Origin of the sequence: Pseudoalteromonas sp. DY56-GL22 (genome assembly GCF_041414715.1) — a bacterium.
Classification (GTDB): domain Bacteria; phylum Pseudomonadota; class Gammaproteobacteria; order Enterobacterales; family Alteromonadaceae; genus Pseudoalteromonas; species Pseudoalteromonas simplex.
This window is the reverse complement of record NZ_JANHZR010000008.1, coordinates 1-19,087: the sequence shown is the minus strand read 5'-3', so window position 1 is coordinate 19,087 and position 19,087 is coordinate 1. Positions and strand designations below refer to the sequence as shown.

Here is a 19,087-nt window from a genome sequence, read left to right as displayed (position 1 = left end):
TGGCGAGAGCAGACCAGTTATATAATTTATAATTGAATCAATGGGTTGAGGTTTTAAAATAATAAAGGGCTGCAACGAGCAGCCCCAACTTGAAAATTATGCAAAGTGTTTTTCTAAATCGTCAGAGCCACCAATGTGCTCACCGCCTATGAATACTTGCGGCACTGTCTCACGACCCGAAATCGCTTTTAAACTCGTTAGTGAAGCGTGTTGACCTAATACAATTTCTTCGTACACATAACCTTTTGCGTCTAGTAGCGCTTTAGCTTTGGTACAGAACGGGCAGTTAGGTTTAGTAATAATGCTCACTGATTCTGGTTTTACCTGTGCTGGGTTAATGTATTCAAGCATGGTATCTGCATCAGATACTTCAAACGGGTCGCCAGGCTTTTGTGGCTCGATAAACATTTTTTCGATAACGCCATCTTTTACCAGCATAGAATAACGCCAGCTGCGTTTACCAAAACCTAAGTCGTTTTTATCAACGAGCATACCCATACCGTCGGTAAACTCACCGTTACCATCTGGTAATAGAGTAATGTTTTGCGCTTCTTGGTTTTGCGCCCATGCATTCATTACGAATGTATCGTTTACAGAAATACAAACAATGTCATCAACGCCGTTTTGTTTAAATACAGCTGCAAGCTCGTTATAACGTGGTAAGTGAGTTGATGAGCATGTTGGTGTAAATGCACCAGGTAATGCAAATAACACAACCGTTTTACCTTTAAAAATTTCGTCAGTGGTTATTGATTTCCACTGCTCGTCTACACGCGTTGCGAATGTAACGTTTGGTACTCTTTGGCCTTCGATATTCTTTAACATTGTTTTGATTCCTCTTGATTTGCTGAGTGCCATTATGCAATTTAATTTATGATAGCTCCAATCGTTTGTTTGTATTAGTATGATAGGTAAAAGCTATTGATGGTGTGATATGAATTTAAAAGACTTTGAATACGTAAAAGCGGTTGCACAATATAAGCACTTCAGAAAAGCTGCCGATGCGTGCTATGTCAGCCAACCGACATTGAGTGGTCAGGTCAAAAAGCTTGAACAAGAATTGGGGGTTGTTATTTTTGACCGTTCAACTAAGCAGGTTACGTTGACTGTGCAAGGTGAGCAACTACTTAAACAGATCACAGTTATTTTAGAGCAAACACAGGTACTTAAAGAAATAGCTACCAGCTCACACGACCCACTAAAAGGTAAAATAAATGTCGGTATTATTCCTACCATTGCGCCTTATTTATTGCCAACGCTGCTAACGTCGATGAAGCAAGCCTTTAGTGAAACTCAGTTTTCATTTATAGAAATGCAAACAGCACAAACGCTTGTAGCGCTTGATAATGGTGAGATTGATATTGCCATTGTTGCTGATGTGGCTGATTTAGCGCCTTATCATGTGTCACCGCTTTATAAAGAAGATTTTTTAGTAGCGGTTTCTGAACAACATGCATTAGCAAAATGCCCTGAGGTTGCGCTGGCTCAATTACAAGGTTGTGATTTATTGATGCTAAATGAAGGGCATTGCTTTAAAGATCAAGCAGAACAATTTTGCTTTTCAGCAGGGGTTGAGGTGTCAAATCAATATAAAGGCAATAGTATTGAAACCTTACTCGCGCTGGTGGCAATGGATGATGGGTTAACTTTTGTTCCTAAGCTTGCTTGTACACCACGTGAGGGAGTAAAGTACTTAGCAATTACACCAAATCAGCAGCGCCAAGTTGTTATTGCAACCCGTAAGCATTACCCACATATAGCAGGCGTTGAGCAATTAGCCGACTGGCTAAATGCTCATAAGGGACTACAAGCTCACTTACTCGCTAGTAGCTAATTCAACAATATCGTTTATTTGAATGTTTGGTAGTGGTTGCTGATCAATACTTATGGCTACCGCTGATTGCTGATAAAGCTGAGTTACTTTTACCTGGTTAAGTGTGGTGATTTTATGCGGAAGCTTATTACCCTGTGCATCCGTTAGGTAATTATGATGGGCAATATTTAAAATTTGCCCTTGCTCAATCCCGTGCGCCTTACCCAAGTTGATGATTAGCTTATCGTTTTCGATATGCAGTATTTTTCCTTGCGTGGGTAAGCAGGCCATGGCTGCTTGTAAGTCATAGGTTAGGGTTTGGTTTATATCGCTGATAGCTTGGCCATAGTCAGTTGCCCAAAATCGGTCGCTATATACATCGATGATCTCAGTCTTTTTATACGGCCAAATGCCTTCTGTTTGGTAGCTTTTTTGCCAGAGCTTTTCGTAAGTGGTGCCATCAAATAATACGTAATCTACTTTGTATGCACGCTTGAAACTATCATCCTGCCAAAATGCATAATCGTTGTTGATCTTATGGTTAACCGATAAGTCACGAATACGGCTCAGTAATACATATTGCGAGTTACTGCGACTAGTGATCTCTTCAAGTAGCGCATTACTGTAATCGTATTGCTGAGTGAAAAAATGATCTACTCGCAGTGGGATATTGTAATAGGCTGTTGGCTTTGCAGCCATTTGCGTATTGTTTAAGCTGGCATAGAGGTGTTCGCTAATAGCTTTGTTTACGTCAAAAATTTGGCCCATGCGCGCTTGCTCGCGGTTGGCCAGTTGGCTTTGTGTCACGGCAATAAATTTAGTGTATTGGTTTGCTGGGCATTCTTCTGCTTGAGCAAAAATATCTAAGCGAAGCGTTATAGCATAGGTGTCGTTATGGCGGTCTTCGCTGATCAGTTCTATTTTTTGGATTTCACCGTGGCTGCTTATTTTTAGCTGATCTTGCGTCAAAACCCCGTCAACGAGGGTTTGTACTGAGCTAACTCGAGCGCCAGAAAACACTAACGCCTGAGTTATGGCGTCTTTAATAGCGGCAGATTTGGCTTGGCTCGTATCGCCATTTTTTATAACAGCATGACCTGTAGATTCAAACCACTGCGCTAAGCTATTGTTAGAAAACAAAATTGTAAAGGCTAAAGCGAACCACTTAAAGTTGGCTCTTGTTTTATTTTTCATGCTGACACCTAGCATTAAAACCAATGAATAACCTTAACGAGCAAGGACTGTACCACAGTGGCATTAAACGTGCATATTTGTAGCCAAAGAGTTTTAAGCGGAAATAAATCATGCGAGCATTATTATTCGGCGGGCTGGTTGCCTGCGCAGCATTAACCGGCTGCAGTAGTATTTTTGATAAACATGTAGAATACACTTACATTGAGCCAGATAGCTACCCAGTGCTAAAAGCCGTGGGTTATGCGCCTATTAGTGCTCAACCTGGTAATAATGAATCGCAGCGTACCCTTCTTGCGATTAAAGCCTCAAAGCTTGAAGCGTATCGAGAGCTTGCTGAGCAAGTTTACGGGCAAAAAATTTCCGCAGGTACCACAGTGCAAAACAGTATCGCCCATAATGATCAATTACAAAGCCAAGTACAAGGTGTGATCAAAGGTGCACAGGTGATCAAGACTTATGCAGTAGGCGATACCTATGCAACTGAATTGCAGCTCGATATGAAGCGCGTCCACGATTTATACATCGGCGAAGTAAAACCTCGACAGGTAAAAAAAGTAACGTATTATTAGCGCTTAAATTCTCATAGTTTCAGCTTGGGTGCTATGCTTTAAAAATCATATTTTTTTATTAAAGCATAATGGGTAACACACACGATTACATTCAAGCTGAATATCTTCAAGGCATGCCTTATGTTATCTAAGGCTTGTATCTTTGCTTGTCGTTTTATTGGGCGTTACCGCTTTTTATCTTCTTCAATTGTCATTCTATTTTGCGTCACTAGCGGTGCTTTAGCTGAGCGCTTAGTGATCGAGTTCTCAACCTTTATTCAACAAATGCAGCAACGCTACGGTGCCACGCGAGTTACTGTCGCAAGGCAATGGCAAGGCATGTTGCAGCATGCTCAAAATCTTCCTGAACAACAGCAAATTTTAGTCGTTAATGATTTTTTTGCGCGTAGTTTACGTTATCAAACTGATATCCAGCTATGGAAACAAAATGATTATTGGGCAACCCCACTAGAAACAATGGGAACAGGGCTTGGTGATTGTGAAGATTATGCTATTGCTAAATACGTCAGCTTACGCGCTTTGGGTATAAGCGACACCAAGCTTCGATTGATTTATGTTAAAGCGCAATTACCTGGAACTAGGAAGACCCAAGCCCACATGGTGTTGGGTTATTACAGTCAACCCAATGCACAACCACTTATTTTAGACAGCTTAATCGTAAAAGTGTTGCCTGCTGCAAAGCGCACCGATCTTAGTCCTGTTTTCAGCTTTAACAGTAAGGGCCTTTGGGCTAACAATTCAGCACAAAGCGTAGCCGACCCGACAGCGAGGCTATCACGTTGGCGACATATTTTAGAGCAAACTCGTAAAGAAGGAGTTAAATGGTGAATATAATTAAAGCGTTTAAACGCAAAAAAACCATTACTTTGAAACAAGAGTTATGGATTGCCATTTTAGTGGTGATCATTATTGGCTTTATTAGCAGTTTGCTGATTAGTACAAGTTCGGCAAAAGACTATTTTACAGCCGAACTTAAAATGAAAAATGTAGATAACGCAAATTCATTAGCGCTAATGTTGAGTCAAATGGATAAGGACCCGGTGGAAATCGAACTGCTTCTTTCGGCGTCGTTTGATACAGGTTATTACCAACGTATTGAATTAAAAGATCCGAATGGCGAGACTATTATAAAACGTGCATTTAAGGGCGAGTTAGTGCTTGATGCACCGAGCTGGTTCCGCCATTTATATTCTCTTGAAGTAGCACCCGGCATTGCGCTTGTCAGTGATGGTTGGCAGCAATATGGTACTTTATATGTTGAAAGTCATAGTCAACATACACAAGATGCGCTTTGGCAAAGTTCGGTGCATTTGTTTTTTAGCTTTCTTGCTGTTGCAGTTGTTGCTTGTATAGCGAGCGCTTACTTCTTATCGAAAATTTTAAGCCCTTTGAGCGATGTAATGCGCCAAGCAATAGCGTTAGGAGAAAAGCGCTTTATTAAATCAAAGGTGCCTAGAACATACGAGTTTGCCAAATTAGTTTCTTCAATGAACTTACTATCTACACGTTTTAGCCGCATCGTGAAAGAGGACCGTCAAAGGCTTGAAGAAATGCGTTTTAAGAGCCAGCACGATGACCTGACTGGGCTTGCAAATCGTGAGTATTTTAATGCGACCTTAGATACCTTTTTAGATAATACACAAGGGCATGGCGCATTATTCCTTTTTAGGGTGGTTAATCTTGACGAGCTAACAGAGCAAGTTGGACGTGTAGAGATGGTCGAGTTTTTACGTCTTTTCTCGCAGTCGTTAGTTGCATTTCTAGAGTCAAATGAAGATAGCTTTAGAGAGAGCCATATTGCGCGAATGTCGCATGTTGACTTTTTGGTGTTGTTTTCTGATGTGAGTGATCTAACACTGTTGAGTGACAATATTTTGCAGTCTCATCAGCAATTAGTTGCTCAGTACGCACAGGTGGATCTTGCTGTATCTCATAGTTGCAGTTTAGTTACTACCAACGATACGCGAGGAGCGCTGTTAAAGCGGGTTGATAGCTTATTAAAAGTGGCGATTTCAAAGCCTGGTTGTAATGCCCACTTTACTGTAGATGGTACTGCTGAGCTTAGAAATGATGACCTTAATTTTTGGCGAGAAACGATAGAATTAGCATTAAAAGAAAACCAACTAGAAATTGCATTATATCCCGTTACCTCGTTCAGCGACGTTCTTCTACAACAACAAATTTCACTGAGTTTATTGCTCAAAGGAGAGAAGTACGGAATAGGATTTTACTATCAATGGGCGCACAAACTTCAATTACTAGCGCGGCTTGATTGGAGCCTAATGAAATTGATGATTAAGCAATATGGTGAGTTAACAGACGGTGCCTTGCTGGGGATGGAGCTCTCAGCAGGTACCTTACATGATGATATGGCCGTAGCGTCAATTTTGACAGGATTGTGTGCTTACCCTGAACTTGCTAAGCGAATTTGCTTTGAGGTACGAGCAAACACTGCCATTAAAGATTTACCGTTATTCAGGCGTTTTTGCAGTCAGGTGCATAGCATAGGTGCAAAAGTTGCGTTAAAACGCGTTGGGGCTGAGTTTACAAAATTAACTAAAATCCAAGAGCTTGGCCTTGAGATGATAAAGGTAGATAGCGTTTATTGTCATAACATTAGTTTTAATGACTCAAACCAAAGCTTTTTGAGAGGGGTATGCTCATTAGCTCACTCGCTAGGGATTAAGGTTGTTGCTGAAGGGGTTAAAAACCCAAGTGATCAATCAACCTTAAAAGGGCTTGGTTTTGATGGTGTTGTTGCGGTTGAAGAGTCAGTTTAATGACCCTTCACAGCAAGCATTAATTGCATTCGATCGCGTACCTTTAATTTATGAAAAATTGAGCTCATGTGCTCTTTGACAGTGCGCTCAGTAATATTTAAAACTTGCGCGACTTGTTTGTTGGTTGCACCTTTTATAACTTCATCAACAACCTGTTTTTCACGCTTGGTGAGAGAACTCAGATCACATTGATGCGGATAGTTAATTGCTTGTCCTGATAACACGCCAACCAAGTTTGAAAGTAATTGCCCAGGAAGCCAAATTCCACCGGCGTTAACGGTTTCAGCAACTTGTTCGATAACAGTTTTGTTTGCAAATGCTTCAATGTATCCGCGTGCACCAAGTTGCAGTGCATCACACAGTTGTTGAATATCCAGCTGAGTTGTCATCACAATCACGGGTAGTCGTTGTGCGGTTAATTTTTGTAGCTGCACTTGCCAATCCGCAGAGTCTGCAAGTAACCAGACTAATGTGTCTGCTAATAATTTCTTAGGGCAGGCTGTCTGAATTACGCAATTTGGAAATGCACTTAACCAGTGAGGCGATTGCAAGTCATCTTGTGTAATAAAAATACTGCGACGCATGATTACTCCATTAAAAAGCCCGCTAGCGTTCACTCATTGCCAGCGACGTTGCACGCAAAATTGGTTTGAATAAATACTCAAGAACCGTTTTTTTACCGGTAATAATATCGACTTGTGTAGTCATTCCCGGAATGATGGTTAGGTTGTCTGCAAAGTGATTACGATTTGTTTTAAGCTGCACTAAGTAAAATGTATTGTCTCTGTCATCTGTAATCGTATCAGCGCTGATATGAGTAACTTCAGCCTCTAAGCCGCCATAGATCGCAAAATCATAAGCACTAAATTTAATCATTGCAGCTTGACCTGGGCGTAAAAAAGCAATGTCTTTAGGTTGAATTTTAGCTTCAACAACCAATTGATCATCGAGTGGAATAATTTCAATTGCGTCGCTGCCAGGTTGGAGTACTCCGCCAACTGTGTTGACTAATAGGCGTTGAACCGTTCCATTGACGGGGGAGCGGATCTCCGTTTGTGCAACTTTATCAGCAAGTCCAGACTCAGTTTCTTTCATTGCATCAAGCCTGAGTAAGGCTTCTGATAGCTCATTACTCCAGCGATTTATCATGGCAAGCTCAACTTCGGTGACTTTGTTTTTTGCTTCATTTATAGCTGATAGGCTACGATTTATTGCCGCTTTTGTTCGATTTATTTCACCTGTATGTTCAACAATTTGGCGCTCTAAGCGAATTATATCTATGTCTGATACCGCACCTGTGCGAAGTAGGGGGCGAGTTACTGCTAACTCTCGGTTAGCTAAACTCAATGAATTTGTGTGTTGCTGTAATGCAGCCCTAGCTTCGGCATAATCTTGTCGACGCTGCTCTAATTGGCGTTTATGAATGGTAACCTGTTGCTCCAGTTCTTTGTTACTGCTTTCAAAAATAGCTTGTTCATGTAGAACCGCGTCCGGTGCTTGCTCTATCAAGCTGGCAGCAAATAGCAGAGGTTTTTTTTGCGTAAGTGCTCTTAATCGCTCAACTTTAGCAGTCAAAGACAGTACCTTAGCTTGGTTTTCTCTAAATGAAGAAATAAACCGTGTGGGATCAATTTTTATTAAAACATCACCTGCATTAACAACTTGTCCTTCACGTACAAATATCTGCTCGACCATACCACCATCGTACGACTGCACTATTTGCAATTTGTGAGATGGGATTACACGGCCTTCTCCTCTGGCTACTTCATCGAGATGAGCAAATCCTGACCAAACAATAAGCGCAACAATACTGATACAGATAATGTAAAGCAGTAATCGGGCACTTGCTGGTTGTTGCTGCATTTTTTCCCATTGTGCGTCAACGACCCAGTCTTGACTATTTGGCGGTGATAACCAACCGGAAAAAAGCTTAGAGAAAATAGAGGGACGTTTTGCTTTTTGCTTTTCCAGCACCTTGTTTAGATGCTCAAATGAGCGTTGTTCAATAGGTAAGTTTTTATTACTCATGATACTTTTCCTACTGTATGGTTATTTAAAGCCGATAACACCTGTGCCTTGGGGCCATCAGCAACCACTTTGCCGTTATCAAGTACAATGATGCGGTCTACCAGCTCGAGTAATGAGGTTCTGTGAGTGACGACAATTAAGGTCTTCTCTTGGCAGTTGCGCTTGATATTGTTAATAATTTTACTTTCGCTATTGTGATCAAGTGCTGATGTGGGTTCATCCATCAATAAGATGGGCGGATTGTTCAGAAGCGCACGTGCAATCCCAACAGCTTGGCGCTGCCCGCCAGAAAGTAGCCGGCCTTGTTCACCCACTTGTAGGTCAAAACCATCTGGGTGTGAGTTTATTAACTCAAATAATTGGCTTTGTTGACACGCAGATAAAATTTGCTCATCTTTAGCATGCCATGCACTAAGGGTGATATTGTCTTTAAGGGTGCCAAAAAATAAAGAAATTGTTTGTGGTACATAGCCAATGTTATGTCGTAACTCGGCAGGATCGATCTGATGGATATCATTATTATCTATTAAGATACTGCCAGAAGTTGGTTCATACAGGCCGAGAATTAATTTTTCAATTGTGCTTTTACCAGAGCCATTGCGACCAAGAATCGCTACTTTTTCACCAGACTTTATTTTAAAGCTAACACCACTTAATGCTTCATTGCTTTCTTGAGAGTACTTAAACCGAACATCGTTAAATTCAATATCACCCAGTAGTACAGGGTGACTTAGCCAGTGCTTGCCGGCTGGGCGTTCAACTTCATTATCCATAATTTCATTGAGTGAATGCATTGCAATCGCGGCATGATGAAACTGAGCTAGCACAGCAGCAGATTGGGTAATTGGAGCCATAGTACGCGACGAAAGTAAGTAGGCTGCAATGAGCCCTCCTTGAGTGAGGTCTCCGGAAATAATGAGATGTACGCCAACCATCATAATTATGACCCCAACACATTGCTGAACCCATGAACCTGCATTGCTGATAGAAGATGAAATTAAGCGGCTTTGCGCGTTAACGCGAGCAATGTAAATTGTTGATTTCTCCCAATTGGACTGAGTTTTACACTCACTATGAAAGCTTTTTACATCTTCAATGTTAGTTAAGCTTTCAACTAAAATTGCATTGCGCATAGAGCTTGCTTTCATTGTTTGCTCTGAGAGGCTTTCAAGCTTTCGGTGGGCTGCTAATGCGTAACAGAGCAATATCAAAGCCCCGACAATTATTGGTAAGCTTAATTCGACGCCAATGATCGCAATTACGATTAAATAGAGTAAAACAAAAGGTAAATCGACAAGCGCAATAAGGGTCATAGAGCTAAAGAAGCCTCTGACCGCTTCAAATGATTGAATATTACTTGCAAACGAACCTGCAGAAGCGGGGCGGTTTTTTAGTTTCATGCCAAGTACGCGTTCCATAATGACAGCTGAAACTTTGACATCAATACGACTTGCTGCCAGCTCCACAAAGTAACTTCGAACTAACCGTAAAATAAAATCTGCGGTGAGTGCAATTAAAACACCGCTTGCCAGCACCCATAGGGTTTCTACTGCATGATTGGGTACAACTCGGTCATACACATTCATAACAAAAAGTGGCATCGCAATTGATAATACGCCTAATGCGATGGCAGAAACGACTACATCTTTATATAAACTTCGGCACTCTTTGATGACTCCCCAAAACCAGCCATCTTTAGCTAATTTTTGTAGTACAGGGGAGCGTGCGTCAAAAGCGAATTCGGGCTGTGCATAAATAACCATTGCTGTGCTGCTATCAGCAAGTTTTGTAATACTGATTTTAACGGCGGAGTCATTTAGTTCAGGGTAGATGACCTCAGCGCTGTCGTTTTCGATATCAAGCTCAGTAATTACACAGGCTTTATTACCTTTTAGGATTAACACCGCAGGTAACAAAGCTGTATTAAGGTCGCATAGGGGTTTGTGAACAATTTTAGTTTTAAAGCCTATACGTTTAGCGGCACGTGAAAAACCTGACGGAGTCAATAAGCCGTTCTCAAGGGGTAAACCGCTTAATAATGTTTCACGAGAAAATTCTCGATCATGATAGCGGCATAGGGTTTCTAGACAGTCAACAAGGCTGCCACCATGATCTTGAGCATCAGTTTCTTGCATACAATATCCATACTTATACCAATGCGCAAAAATACTAAATTAAGCGAATTGGTATCAAATTCACCATGAGCTTTACGACCAGCCATCTTTCATGACTGCTGGGCGGCTACCTGCGTCGGTTATCACTGCTTCAATGCGACGATTTGCAGCATTTGCTCTAACTGAAATCTCATTTATTCTTGGTTGATCAACACCATAACCAAGCGATTTCACTCTGTTTGGGGCAATACCGTATTGCTGGATTAATATCTCAGCAACCGAAGATGCGCGTTCTTCAGAGAGCTTTCTATTGTGAAGGGCTGGTCCTTCAAGGGAAGCATGCCCTTGAATTTCAACATTTTTGTTGGGGTGTTCTTTTAAGAAATCAGCAAGTCGAGCTATTTCCTGCATATACTGAGGGCGCACAACACTTGAGTCTGCGAGAAAAGGAATGCCAATCTCTACATTACTCGTGTTGCTTCGATACTTTGTGCAGCCTTTTTCATCAACCTCCGTAAATGCAGGCGTAGATGGGCATTCATCTTGCGCATTTGCGATACCATCATTATCATCATCGGCAAATGTCGTAGCTGTTTCGACAGGAGTTGCCGGCATAGTTAAGTAGCTAGGCATAGCGGTTACTGTCATATATGCATTATCTTGCTGTTTTTTTTTCTGCAAGAATGCTTGTCTGCCAATCGTTGCAGCTACATCAAATTTTGGACAAATACTGTCTGCATTTAATGCAATTGGGTCATCAGTTAACTCTGTAATTTTTGGAAACTTGTCGGATGTAACGTTGAGCGTGTCGAGTAATTTCCCCATCTCCGCAAGCATAGTTAAAATAGCTGACTGTCTGTCATATAGAGCCGCGATATAAGAACGATTTGATTGAAATGCTTCATTTTCAGCGTCAAGCACATCAAGTAACGTTCTTTGGCCAATATCAAACTGGTCTTTATAGGCATATTTTACTTTATTAGATGACTCTTTATGACTAGCAAGAGAAGGGATCTTATTTTGTAAAACCTGCACATTGTTATAAGCAACTTGAAGGTTTTGTCTGATTTCAATACAGGTTTGGTCGCGCTGATATTTAGCAACATTAATCTCTTGATAGGCTTGATCAAGATTCGCACTGTCTAAGCCACCATTGTATAAATTGTAGCGAATATCTATACCAACTCTTGCCTCAGAGCGAGTTTCATTTAAACCTAACTCATCTCTATCTTGCATTCCGTAGCGTGCAGATAAATCTACATTAGGATGAAATGCGGAGCGTTGTGAATCAGCATTCGCTTTTTGCGCTTCGATATTATACAGAGACGCGTAAAAGTTAGGGCTGCTTTTGTAAGCTATATCAAGTGCTTGATTGATGGTGATGGGAATTGCATCATCACTTAGTCTTGCTTTTGCAGTTCCTTTTGTCGGCAGCTCTCCAACAATACGTAAATAGCGAGCACTTACATCATGCAAGTTTGCATACTCTGTCATAACATTCGATTGCGCAAGCGAGAGGCGACCATTAATTTGTTCAAGATCTGCTGCTCTAGCAACACCAGCACCAACGCTTTGCTCTATTTGCTGATAGACAGCCTCGTGCTCTTTTAAGTTATTTTCAGCAAGCTCAACTAACTCAGTGAACTTTTGCACATCTAGGTAAGCAATACTTGCCTGAAGTGCAATTTTTTCAGCTTGATCAAGTAGTTCAAAATAACGTATCAGTTGAATTCGTTCAAAGCGCTTAACTGTGTTCGATGTTCTAAAACCATCGTATAGCATTTGCCCTAATGTGAGCTCTGCGGTATTGCGGTTGTATTCATCTTCAATACCGTAGTTACGCTTTTCATAACCTGCACTCGCTGATACATCGACGGTTGGTAAATAACCTGAACGAGCAGCATCAATGCCATACATTGATGCTTTAAATGCATGCCAAGCTTGTTGTACTTCTGGGTTAGATGAAATTGCTTTATCAGATACATAATGCAAAGGCATTACAGAGGTTTGTTCTGCTTGTGCGTCGAATACACTTCCATTCGCTGCAAACATTAAAATAAGTAAAGCGCTGAGCTTTTTGCTAGTGAACTGCTTGCTTATAGCCATATGATCCTCTTTTTAGACTAAATTTTATTCACGCTAAGTTAAGGTTTAGCCAACAATTTCAAATACTGCAAATGATACTTTTGTGTTGCTTTTAGTTTTTTATTAATTGTTTTGTTTATTCGAATATTAGTGAAATAGTGCTGTTTTTTAGTGTTCACCTGTACCATAGTCCAGTAACAAAGTGTTACTTGCTGGCTAAGCTTAAGTTATACAAATGTATTACTCATAGTTTGAGGAAAAGCAAATGGACGCAAATCAATTACTGGTTATTGATGTACAAGGTTCTGCAGGCTTAGTGCAAGCGGATGGTTCTATAAAAGCCCTCTCAGTTGGCGATGTGATAACGGTAGGTGATACTGTTGTTACCGCAGATAACTCGACCATATTAATTGATGTACAAGGAGAGTCGTTGGCGATCCCTGCCAATAAATCAGTGACTATAACCCCTGACTTGCTAGCAAAAGAGACGCAAGATAACTCAGAGAATACCCTTTTCGATGATAGTATCGACGAAGCCATTGCAAGTTTAAATCAACCCAATCAACCAACCCCAGAGCAACAAACAGGCACTGATATCAGTGATTTTTTAGATGCGCTTGAAGGGGGGGGAGACATTTTAGATAATTTAGAGGCGACGGCTGCTGGTGGAGGCGGTGGTGCTGCATCTGGCGGAGGCACCTCGTTTGTAGAGCTAGCACGTATCGCTGAAGGTATCGACCCATCTAGTTTAGCATTTGATGACAGCTTTAACGCTGATAACACTGGCATTTTCTCTCCTAGAGATACAACCGATGGTGTTGTACCAGATGATGAGTTAATTGCAACATTGAGTGTCAATGAATTAGGTCTTACTAATAATCCACAACCAGTTATATCAGGTACATCTGAAAACCTAGTAGGACAAACGGTCACGGTGACAGTAACCGACGCGAATGGTAATACCCAAGTTGTGACTGTTGTAGTCCAACCAGATGGTACTTTTGTAACCCCACCACTTGACCCATTACCTGATGGTCCAATCACTGTCGATGTGGTTGCTCTTGATCCAAATGGTGACCCTGTATCAGATAATATTGGCGCAAGTATTGATACTGTCGCGCCAGTTGTAACGATTGATACACTTACTGATTCAGCGATTCAAAATGTACTAATTACTGGCACAGTGTCTGGTATTAGCAGTGGTGATACTGTCACTATCACTGTTACAGACAGCGCAGGACAAGTGCAGGTAATAGCGACGCAAGTAGATGATCAAGGAAATTGGAGTATTACGACTGAAGCACTTGCTGAGGGGCTTTATACGGTCGTTGCATCGGCAGTTGATGAGGCTGGCAATGAAGGCAGTGATAGTGAAAATGGTCTAGTCGATCTGACTGCTCCCGTTATAAGTATTGACACCATCGGCGAAACAAATGATACCACGCCAACTATTTCAGGAACGGTAAGTGGAGTCACTGTTGGTAGTGAAATCACTGTCGTGATTACTGGCGCAGATAATACAGTGCAAACCGTAACTGCAATTGTTGCCGAAGATGGTAGTTGGATCGTTGATGTGCCTGATGCACTTGTTGAAGGTGAGTTTACTGTAACTGCAACAGCCGTTGATATTGCTGGAAATGAGGCGCAAGCAACGACCACTGGTGTTATTGATAATACAGCGCCTGTGATTAGTATCACCCCAATTGATGATACGCAGGACACTACGCCAAATATCAGTGGTAATGTTGTTGGTGTTCAACAAGGCACACTTGTTACCGTTGTTGTCACTGATATTAATGGTCAAGTTCAAACATTAACAACGGTAACCGATGCTGATGGGAATTGGAGTTTAGATGTTGTCGCAGATCTTGCTGAAGGGATTTTTGACGTAAGTGCATCCGTAACTGATGCAGCCGGAAATACAGCTCAAGCTGACACCCAAGGGGTTGTTGACTTGACGGCTCCTGACATAACGTTAACAGCTATTGCCAATACAAATGATACAACGCCAACCTTTGTCGGGCGAGTTGAAGGGGTGCCAGAGGGCACCGAAGTTACAATACAAGTTGTTGATAGTAATGGTCAGTCGCAAACGTTGACGGCGCTTGTTCTTGCTGATGGCAGTTATAGTGTTGATGCAATAAGCCCTTTGCCTGAAGGCAGTTTTACGGCAATTGCTACCGTTAGTGATGCTGCGGGTAACTCAGCATCTGCAAATACGACAGGTACCGTCGCATTTTCTCCTATTTCAATCACAATTGATTCTATTGCTGATAGTAATGACACAACACCATTGCTGAGTGGGCAAACCGATGGCGTAGCTACTGGAACGACAATTTCGCTGACAATTACAGCAAGTGATGGGCGGGTTATTAATTTACTCGCAATCACTCAAGCTGATGGAAGTTGGTCTATTCAATTGACAGAGCCTTTACCTGAAGGAGATTTTACAGTTGTCGCATCGGTATTAGATCCTCAAGGTAATGAAGCACAAGCAACCGCGATTGGTAATGTAGATTTAACAGTCAGTATTAATTTCATTATTGATACTAATGACACGACTCCAAGTGTATCTGGTTCAACACAAGATGTTGAACCAGGCGCAGTCGTTACTGTTACATTTACAGGAAGTGATGGAGCGACTGAAACTTTACAAGTTATTACCGATGCAAACGGTAATTGGACTGTTGAAGCAAGTACTGCATTGGCTGAAGGTCAATTCACAGTCACCGCGACAGTAACCGATGAAGTGGGTAATACAGCGACAGCAACAGAAATAGGGGTCATTGATTTAACCGATCCTACTATTTCAATCAATCCTTTAAATGATACTAATGACACAACTCCACTAATTTCAGGATCTGTTGCAGATGTACCAGCAGGAACGACAGTTACGTTAGTCATTACAGATAGTAATGGTGTTGTGCAAACGATAACAACCACCACAAATGCACAAGGTGTATGGCAAGTCGAAACTTTAAATGAGCTTGCTGAGGGAGATTATACTGTCACTGCAAGCGCAAGCGACGAAGCGGGTAACACCAGTTCAGCAACAGCAACTGGCACAATAGATTTAACTGCACCAATTATTAATATTAATGCAATTGCTGATAGTAATGACACCACGCCGACAATATCTGGCACAACACAAGGGTTAAATGCTGGTAGCACAGTTACAGTCACGGTTACCGACAGTAATGGGAGTGCACAAGTATTTGCAACTGTTACAAATGCCGATGGCAGCTGGTCGATTAATATTGATCAAGAGCTAGCTGAAGGCGAGTTCACTGTTGTTGCGCAAACTCAAGATGAAGCAGGAAATAGCGCACAAGACATTGAAACGGGTGTGATTGATTTAACAGCACCTACCATCACAATTGATGAGTTTAACGATTCTAATGATGTTACACCCATTATTTCAGGTATTGTATCAGGGGTTGATGCTGGCTCGGTTGTTACGATCATACTCGTTGATAGTAATGGAAATCAGCAAATACTGACGACCACAGTTAATGCAGATAGCAGCTGGCAAGTTGGTGCAAATCAAGTGTTGGCTGAGGGTGAGTTTACAATTACCGCAACAGTGAGTGATCCTGCTGGTAATCAAGCTCAAGATACGACGACAGGGATCATTGATCTAACCGCGCCAATTATAAGCCTTGATAACTTAGGAAGTAGTGCTGACAACACACCTACAATTTCAGGCACAGTGCAAGGCGTTGCAGCAGGCACACCGGTCACTTTAGTTGTCACAGATGCAAATGGCAATAGTCAGACGTTTACTGCAATCACTAATGATAATGGTGTATTTAGTGCAGACGTACCAGGCAGCCTTGCTGATGGGCAATACACGGTTACCGCTACGGTATCTGACTTAGCTGGTAATCAAGCCTCAGATTCAGAAACGGGTACGGTGGATAGTTCATCTTTAACTATCTTAATTGATGCGTTAGGCGAAACAAACGACACAACACCCAGTATTTCAGGTTCAACATTAAATGCAACAGCAGGTGATGTGGTCACGGTGGTGATTATTCCTGCTTCGGGTCCAAGCCAAACATTTACAACAACAGTTGATGCAAATGGAGATTGGAGTATCAATGTATCAGATGAACTTGCAGAGGGTGAGTTTACGATTGATGCCACTGTTACCGACCAATTTGGTAATACCGCAAATGATTCGATCACCGCAGTGGTTGATACGACTGCACCGCTTATTAGCATAGATACCATAGGCGCTATCAATGACAGTACGCCTCTAATTTCAGGCAGCTCACAAGGAGCGACGGCAGGTAATACAGTAACAGTTACTGTTGTCGACTCTCAAAATAATAGCCAAACCTATACGACAACTGTTGATGCTGATGGAAATTGGGCAGTGCCTGTTACAAGTGCAGTGTCGCAAGGGGAATTTACTGTAACAGCCAGCATCACTGATAATGCAGGTAATACAGGCACGGATACTGAAGTTGGTACGTTCGATGGAATTAATCCTTTATTAACGTTAGATTTTGATCCTTTGACTAATGACAGTACGCCGTTGATCACAGGCACAACTGATGTCACTGCAGGCAGTATTGTTACTGTCAACGTTACTGACAGCGATGGCGTGGTACAAACGCTTTCTGCGGTTGTGGCTGCGGACGGAAGCTGGTCAATCAGCCCTAATACGCCTCTAGCTGAAGGGGCGTTCACGGTGACAGCAAGTGTAGAGGATGAATCTGGCAATCAAACGCAAATCACTCAAAACGGTGTTGTTGATCTCACTGCTCCAATTATTACGATTGACAATTTGGGAACGGTCAACGATACAACGCCTACAATTAGCGGACAAACGAATGAGCCTGCGGGTAGTATCGTTACGGTTGTTGTCTCAGATGGTATTAACAGCTATGAATTTAGCGCAACTGTTAATGCTGATGGCAGTTGGTCTGGGGATGTGCCTGCAGAATTAGACGATGGCAACATCAATGTTACAGCGTCAATAACTGATGCTGCAGGCAATCAGGCCCAAGCAACGAATAGCTTTATTTTAAATAGTGCTGCGCCTAGCATTGCAATAGATGCAATCAACGAAACCAATGACACAACGCCAACTATAAGTGGCACCTCAGATGCCCCTAATGGCAGCGTCATAACTATAATTGTTGAAGACAGTAATAACAACAGCCAACAGCTTACTGCAACAGTGCAGAATGGTCAGTGGAGTGTAGAGATACAGCAAGCTTTAAGTGAAGGCACATTTACTGTTAATGCGTCAGTAACAGTTGATGGCTTGACCAGTGATGCTGCTGCTCAAGGCGTAATTGATGTAACAGCGCCGACAGTCAGTATTGATGCCTTAGTAGATAGCAACGATGTAACTCCGAACATTACGGGTCAGACGTCAGGTTTGGCGGCTGGTAGTGTCGTAACACTCACAATTACTGACAGTGCAGGAGCCGTTCAGACAGCATCTGTTGTTATCTCGCAAGATGGTTCATGGTCAGCAGAAGTTAGCAATGCGCTGGCTGAAGGACAGTATTCTGTATTAGCTGAGGTGGTAGATAATGCAGGCAATGAAGCGAGCGACTCTCAATTAGGTATCATCGATTTATCTGCGCCTACAATTAGCATTGATGCTATTGCTGATACAAATGACGTTACACCTACTCTAACGGGTCAAACAACAGGTGTACCGCAAGGCACGCAGGTAACTTTATTAATAACAGATAGTTCGGGTAATACCCAAACTTTAACTACTACCACATTAGCTGATGGATCATGGTCTGTTGATGCTGAGGTTATTATTGCTGAAGGAAGCTTCACTGTCGAAGCATCTGTGAGTGATGTTGCTGGAAACTCTGCTTCAACCTCGGCAACCGGTTTAATTGATTTAACAGCCCCTACTATTAGTGTTGATCCATTGTCAGATAGTGCTGATGTAACACCGCTGATCAGTGGTGTAGCGAATGGTGTGGCAACAGGTACACTTGTTAATTTAGAAATCACCGATAGTGCTGGTAATGTTCAAACAGCGACAGCGATTGTTCAAGCGGACGGCAGCTGGTCTGTTGAGCCTAGCGTAGCAATTGCTGAAGGAGAATTTACTGTTGTTGCTACAGTACAAGATACTGCAGGAAATCAAGGATCTGACACCGCAACGGGTAATATCGATACCACAGCACCAAGTGTATTCATCGATCCTCAAAATATCACAAATGATACAACCCCAGTATTCTCAGGACAAAGCTCAGGCGTTCCTGCAGGTACTGAGGTTAGACTAACGGTTACCGACAGTGCTGGTAATATTCAAACTTTAATTGCTATTACTAGTGCTGACGGAAGCTGGTCAGTTGCTGCAACTGAAGTACTTGCCGAGGGTAATTACACTATTGAAGCAGAAGTTTCAGATGCGGCAGGTAATACTGGTACCGATAGTGCCACTGGTGAAATCGACATTACCGCACCGACGATTAGCCTTGATACCTTGGCCGATAGTAATGATGTGACACCGCTGATTAG

At 42.1% G+C, this 19,087-nt stretch carries 11 protein-coding genes; 5 read left to right on the top strand and 6 right to left on the bottom strand.

Translation table 11 applies throughout. From position 1 onward, the window contains the following. Positions 1 to 96: 96 nt before the first annotated feature. A complete protein-coding gene (locus NO991_RS16325) occupies positions 97 to 825 on the bottom strand; it encodes a glutathione peroxidase (protein WP_194442587.1) in 729 nt (242 codons plus the stop codon). A gap of 109 nt (positions 826 to 934) precedes the next feature. Here NO991_RS16325 and NO991_RS16320 point away from each other — a divergent pair, with 109 nt between their 5' ends. Next, positions 935 to 1,834 (top strand): LysR substrate-binding domain-containing protein, encoded by a 900-nt coding sequence (locus NO991_RS16320; RefSeq protein WP_194442586.1) that lies wholly within the window; start codon positions 935 to 937, stop codon positions 1,832 to 1,834. Here NO991_RS16320 and NO991_RS16315 read toward each other — a convergent pair. Then, on the bottom strand, positions 1,817 to 3,007 hold the full coding sequence (locus tag NO991_RS16315; RefSeq protein ID WP_194442585.1) for a flagellar assembly protein FlgT: 1,191 nt from the start codon (positions 3,005 to 3,007) through the stop codon (positions 1,817 to 1,819). The genes NO991_RS16320 and NO991_RS16315 overlap by 18 nt on opposite strands. Positions 3,008 to 3,117: 110 nt before the next feature. On the opposite strand from NO991_RS16315, the gene NO991_RS16310 reads away from it, so the two are divergent. From NO991_RS16310 to NO991_RS16300, 3 genes are all read left to right on the top strand, one after another. Then, a complete protein-coding gene (locus tag NO991_RS16310; RefSeq protein ID WP_054554372.1) occupies positions 3,118 to 3,576 on the top strand; it encodes an LPP20 family lipoprotein in 459 nt (152 codons plus the stop codon). A 120-nt stretch (positions 3,577 to 3,696) separates the two neighbouring features. Continuing rightward, complete coding sequence (locus NO991_RS16305) at positions 3,697 to 4,404, top strand: transglutaminase-like cysteine peptidase (protein WP_082389319.1); 708 nt, start codon at positions 3,697 to 3,699, stop codon at positions 4,402 to 4,404. Further along, entirely contained in the window at positions 4,398 to 6,356 is a 1,959-nt protein-coding gene (locus NO991_RS16300) for a LapD/MoxY N-terminal periplasmic domain-containing protein (protein ID WP_194442584.1), read from the top strand. The genes NO991_RS16305 and NO991_RS16300 overlap by 7 nt, the downstream gene beginning before the upstream one ends. On the opposite strand, the gene NO991_RS16295 is transcribed toward NO991_RS16300, so the two are convergent. From NO991_RS16295 to NO991_RS16280, 4 genes are all read right to left on the bottom strand, one after another. Then, positions 6,353 to 6,940, bottom strand: a complete 588-nt coding sequence (locus tag NO991_RS16295) for a LuxR C-terminal-related transcriptional regulator (protein ID WP_054554374.1) — start codon at positions 6,938 to 6,940, stop codon at positions 6,353 to 6,355. The genes NO991_RS16300 and NO991_RS16295 overlap by 4 nt on opposite strands. A gap of 22 nt (positions 6,941 to 6,962) precedes the next feature. After that, entirely contained in the window at positions 6,963 to 8,384 is a 1,422-nt protein-coding gene (locus tag NO991_RS16290) for an HlyD family type I secretion periplasmic adaptor subunit (protein WP_194442583.1), read from the bottom strand. Then, a complete protein-coding gene (locus NO991_RS16285; RefSeq protein ID WP_166341760.1) occupies positions 8,381 to 10,519 on the bottom strand; it encodes a type I secretion system permease/ATPase in 2,139 nt (712 codons plus the stop codon). Before NO991_RS16285 ends, NO991_RS16290 begins: the two co-directional genes overlap by 4 nt. 72 nt (positions 10,520 to 10,591) lie before the next feature. After that, positions 10,592 to 12,604, bottom strand: coding sequence for a TolC family outer membrane protein (locus NO991_RS16280; RefSeq protein WP_228290594.1), 2,013 nt, complete (start codon positions 12,602 to 12,604; stop codon positions 10,592 to 10,594). A gap of 244 nt (positions 12,605 to 12,848) precedes the next feature. On the opposite strand from NO991_RS16280, the gene NO991_RS16275 reads away from it, so the two are divergent. After that, a partial coding sequence (locus NO991_RS16275; protein ID WP_371352199.1) for a retention module-containing protein occupies positions 12,849 to 19,087 on the top strand: 6,239 nt, incomplete at its 3' end.

What these genes read in the sequence shown, in the direction of transcription:
- NO991_RS16315 (WP_194442585.1), bottom strand. Translation starts at nt 3,007, where the DNA reads ATGAAAAATAAAACAAGAGCCAACTTTAAGTGGTTCGCTTTAGCCTTT.
- NO991_RS16295 (WP_054554374.1), bottom strand. Translation starts at nt 6,940, where the DNA reads ATGCGTCGCAGTATTTTTATTACACAAGATGACTTGCAATCGCCTCAC.
- NO991_RS16300 (WP_194442584.1), top strand. Translation starts at nt 4,398, where the DNA reads ATGGTGAATATAATTAAAGCGTTTAAACGCAAAAAAACCATTACTTTG.
- NO991_RS16285 (WP_166341760.1), bottom strand. Translation starts at nt 10,519, where the DNA reads ATGCAAGAAACTGATGCTCAAGATCATGGTGGCAGCCTTGTTGACTGT.
- NO991_RS16325 (WP_194442587.1), bottom strand. Translation starts at nt 825, where the DNA reads ATGTTAAAGAATATCGAAGGCCAAAGAGTACCAAACGTTACATTCGCA.
- NO991_RS16290 (WP_194442583.1), bottom strand. Translation starts at nt 8,384, where the DNA reads ATGAGTAATAAAAACTTACCTATTGAACAACGCTCATTTGAGCATCTA.
- NO991_RS16310 (WP_054554372.1), top strand. Translation starts at nt 3,118, where the DNA reads ATGCGAGCATTATTATTCGGCGGGCTGGTTGCCTGCGCAGCATTAACC.
- NO991_RS16305 (WP_082389319.1), top strand. Translation starts at nt 3,697, where the DNA reads ATGTTATCTAAGGCTTGTATCTTTGCTTGTCGTTTTATTGGGCGTTAC.
- NO991_RS16280 (WP_228290594.1), bottom strand. Translation starts at nt 12,604, where the DNA reads ATGGCTATAAGCAAGCAGTTCACTAGCAAAAAGCTCAGCGCTTTACTT.
- NO991_RS16320 (WP_194442586.1), top strand. Translation starts at nt 935, where the DNA reads ATGAATTTAAAAGACTTTGAATACGTAAAAGCGGTTGCACAATATAAG.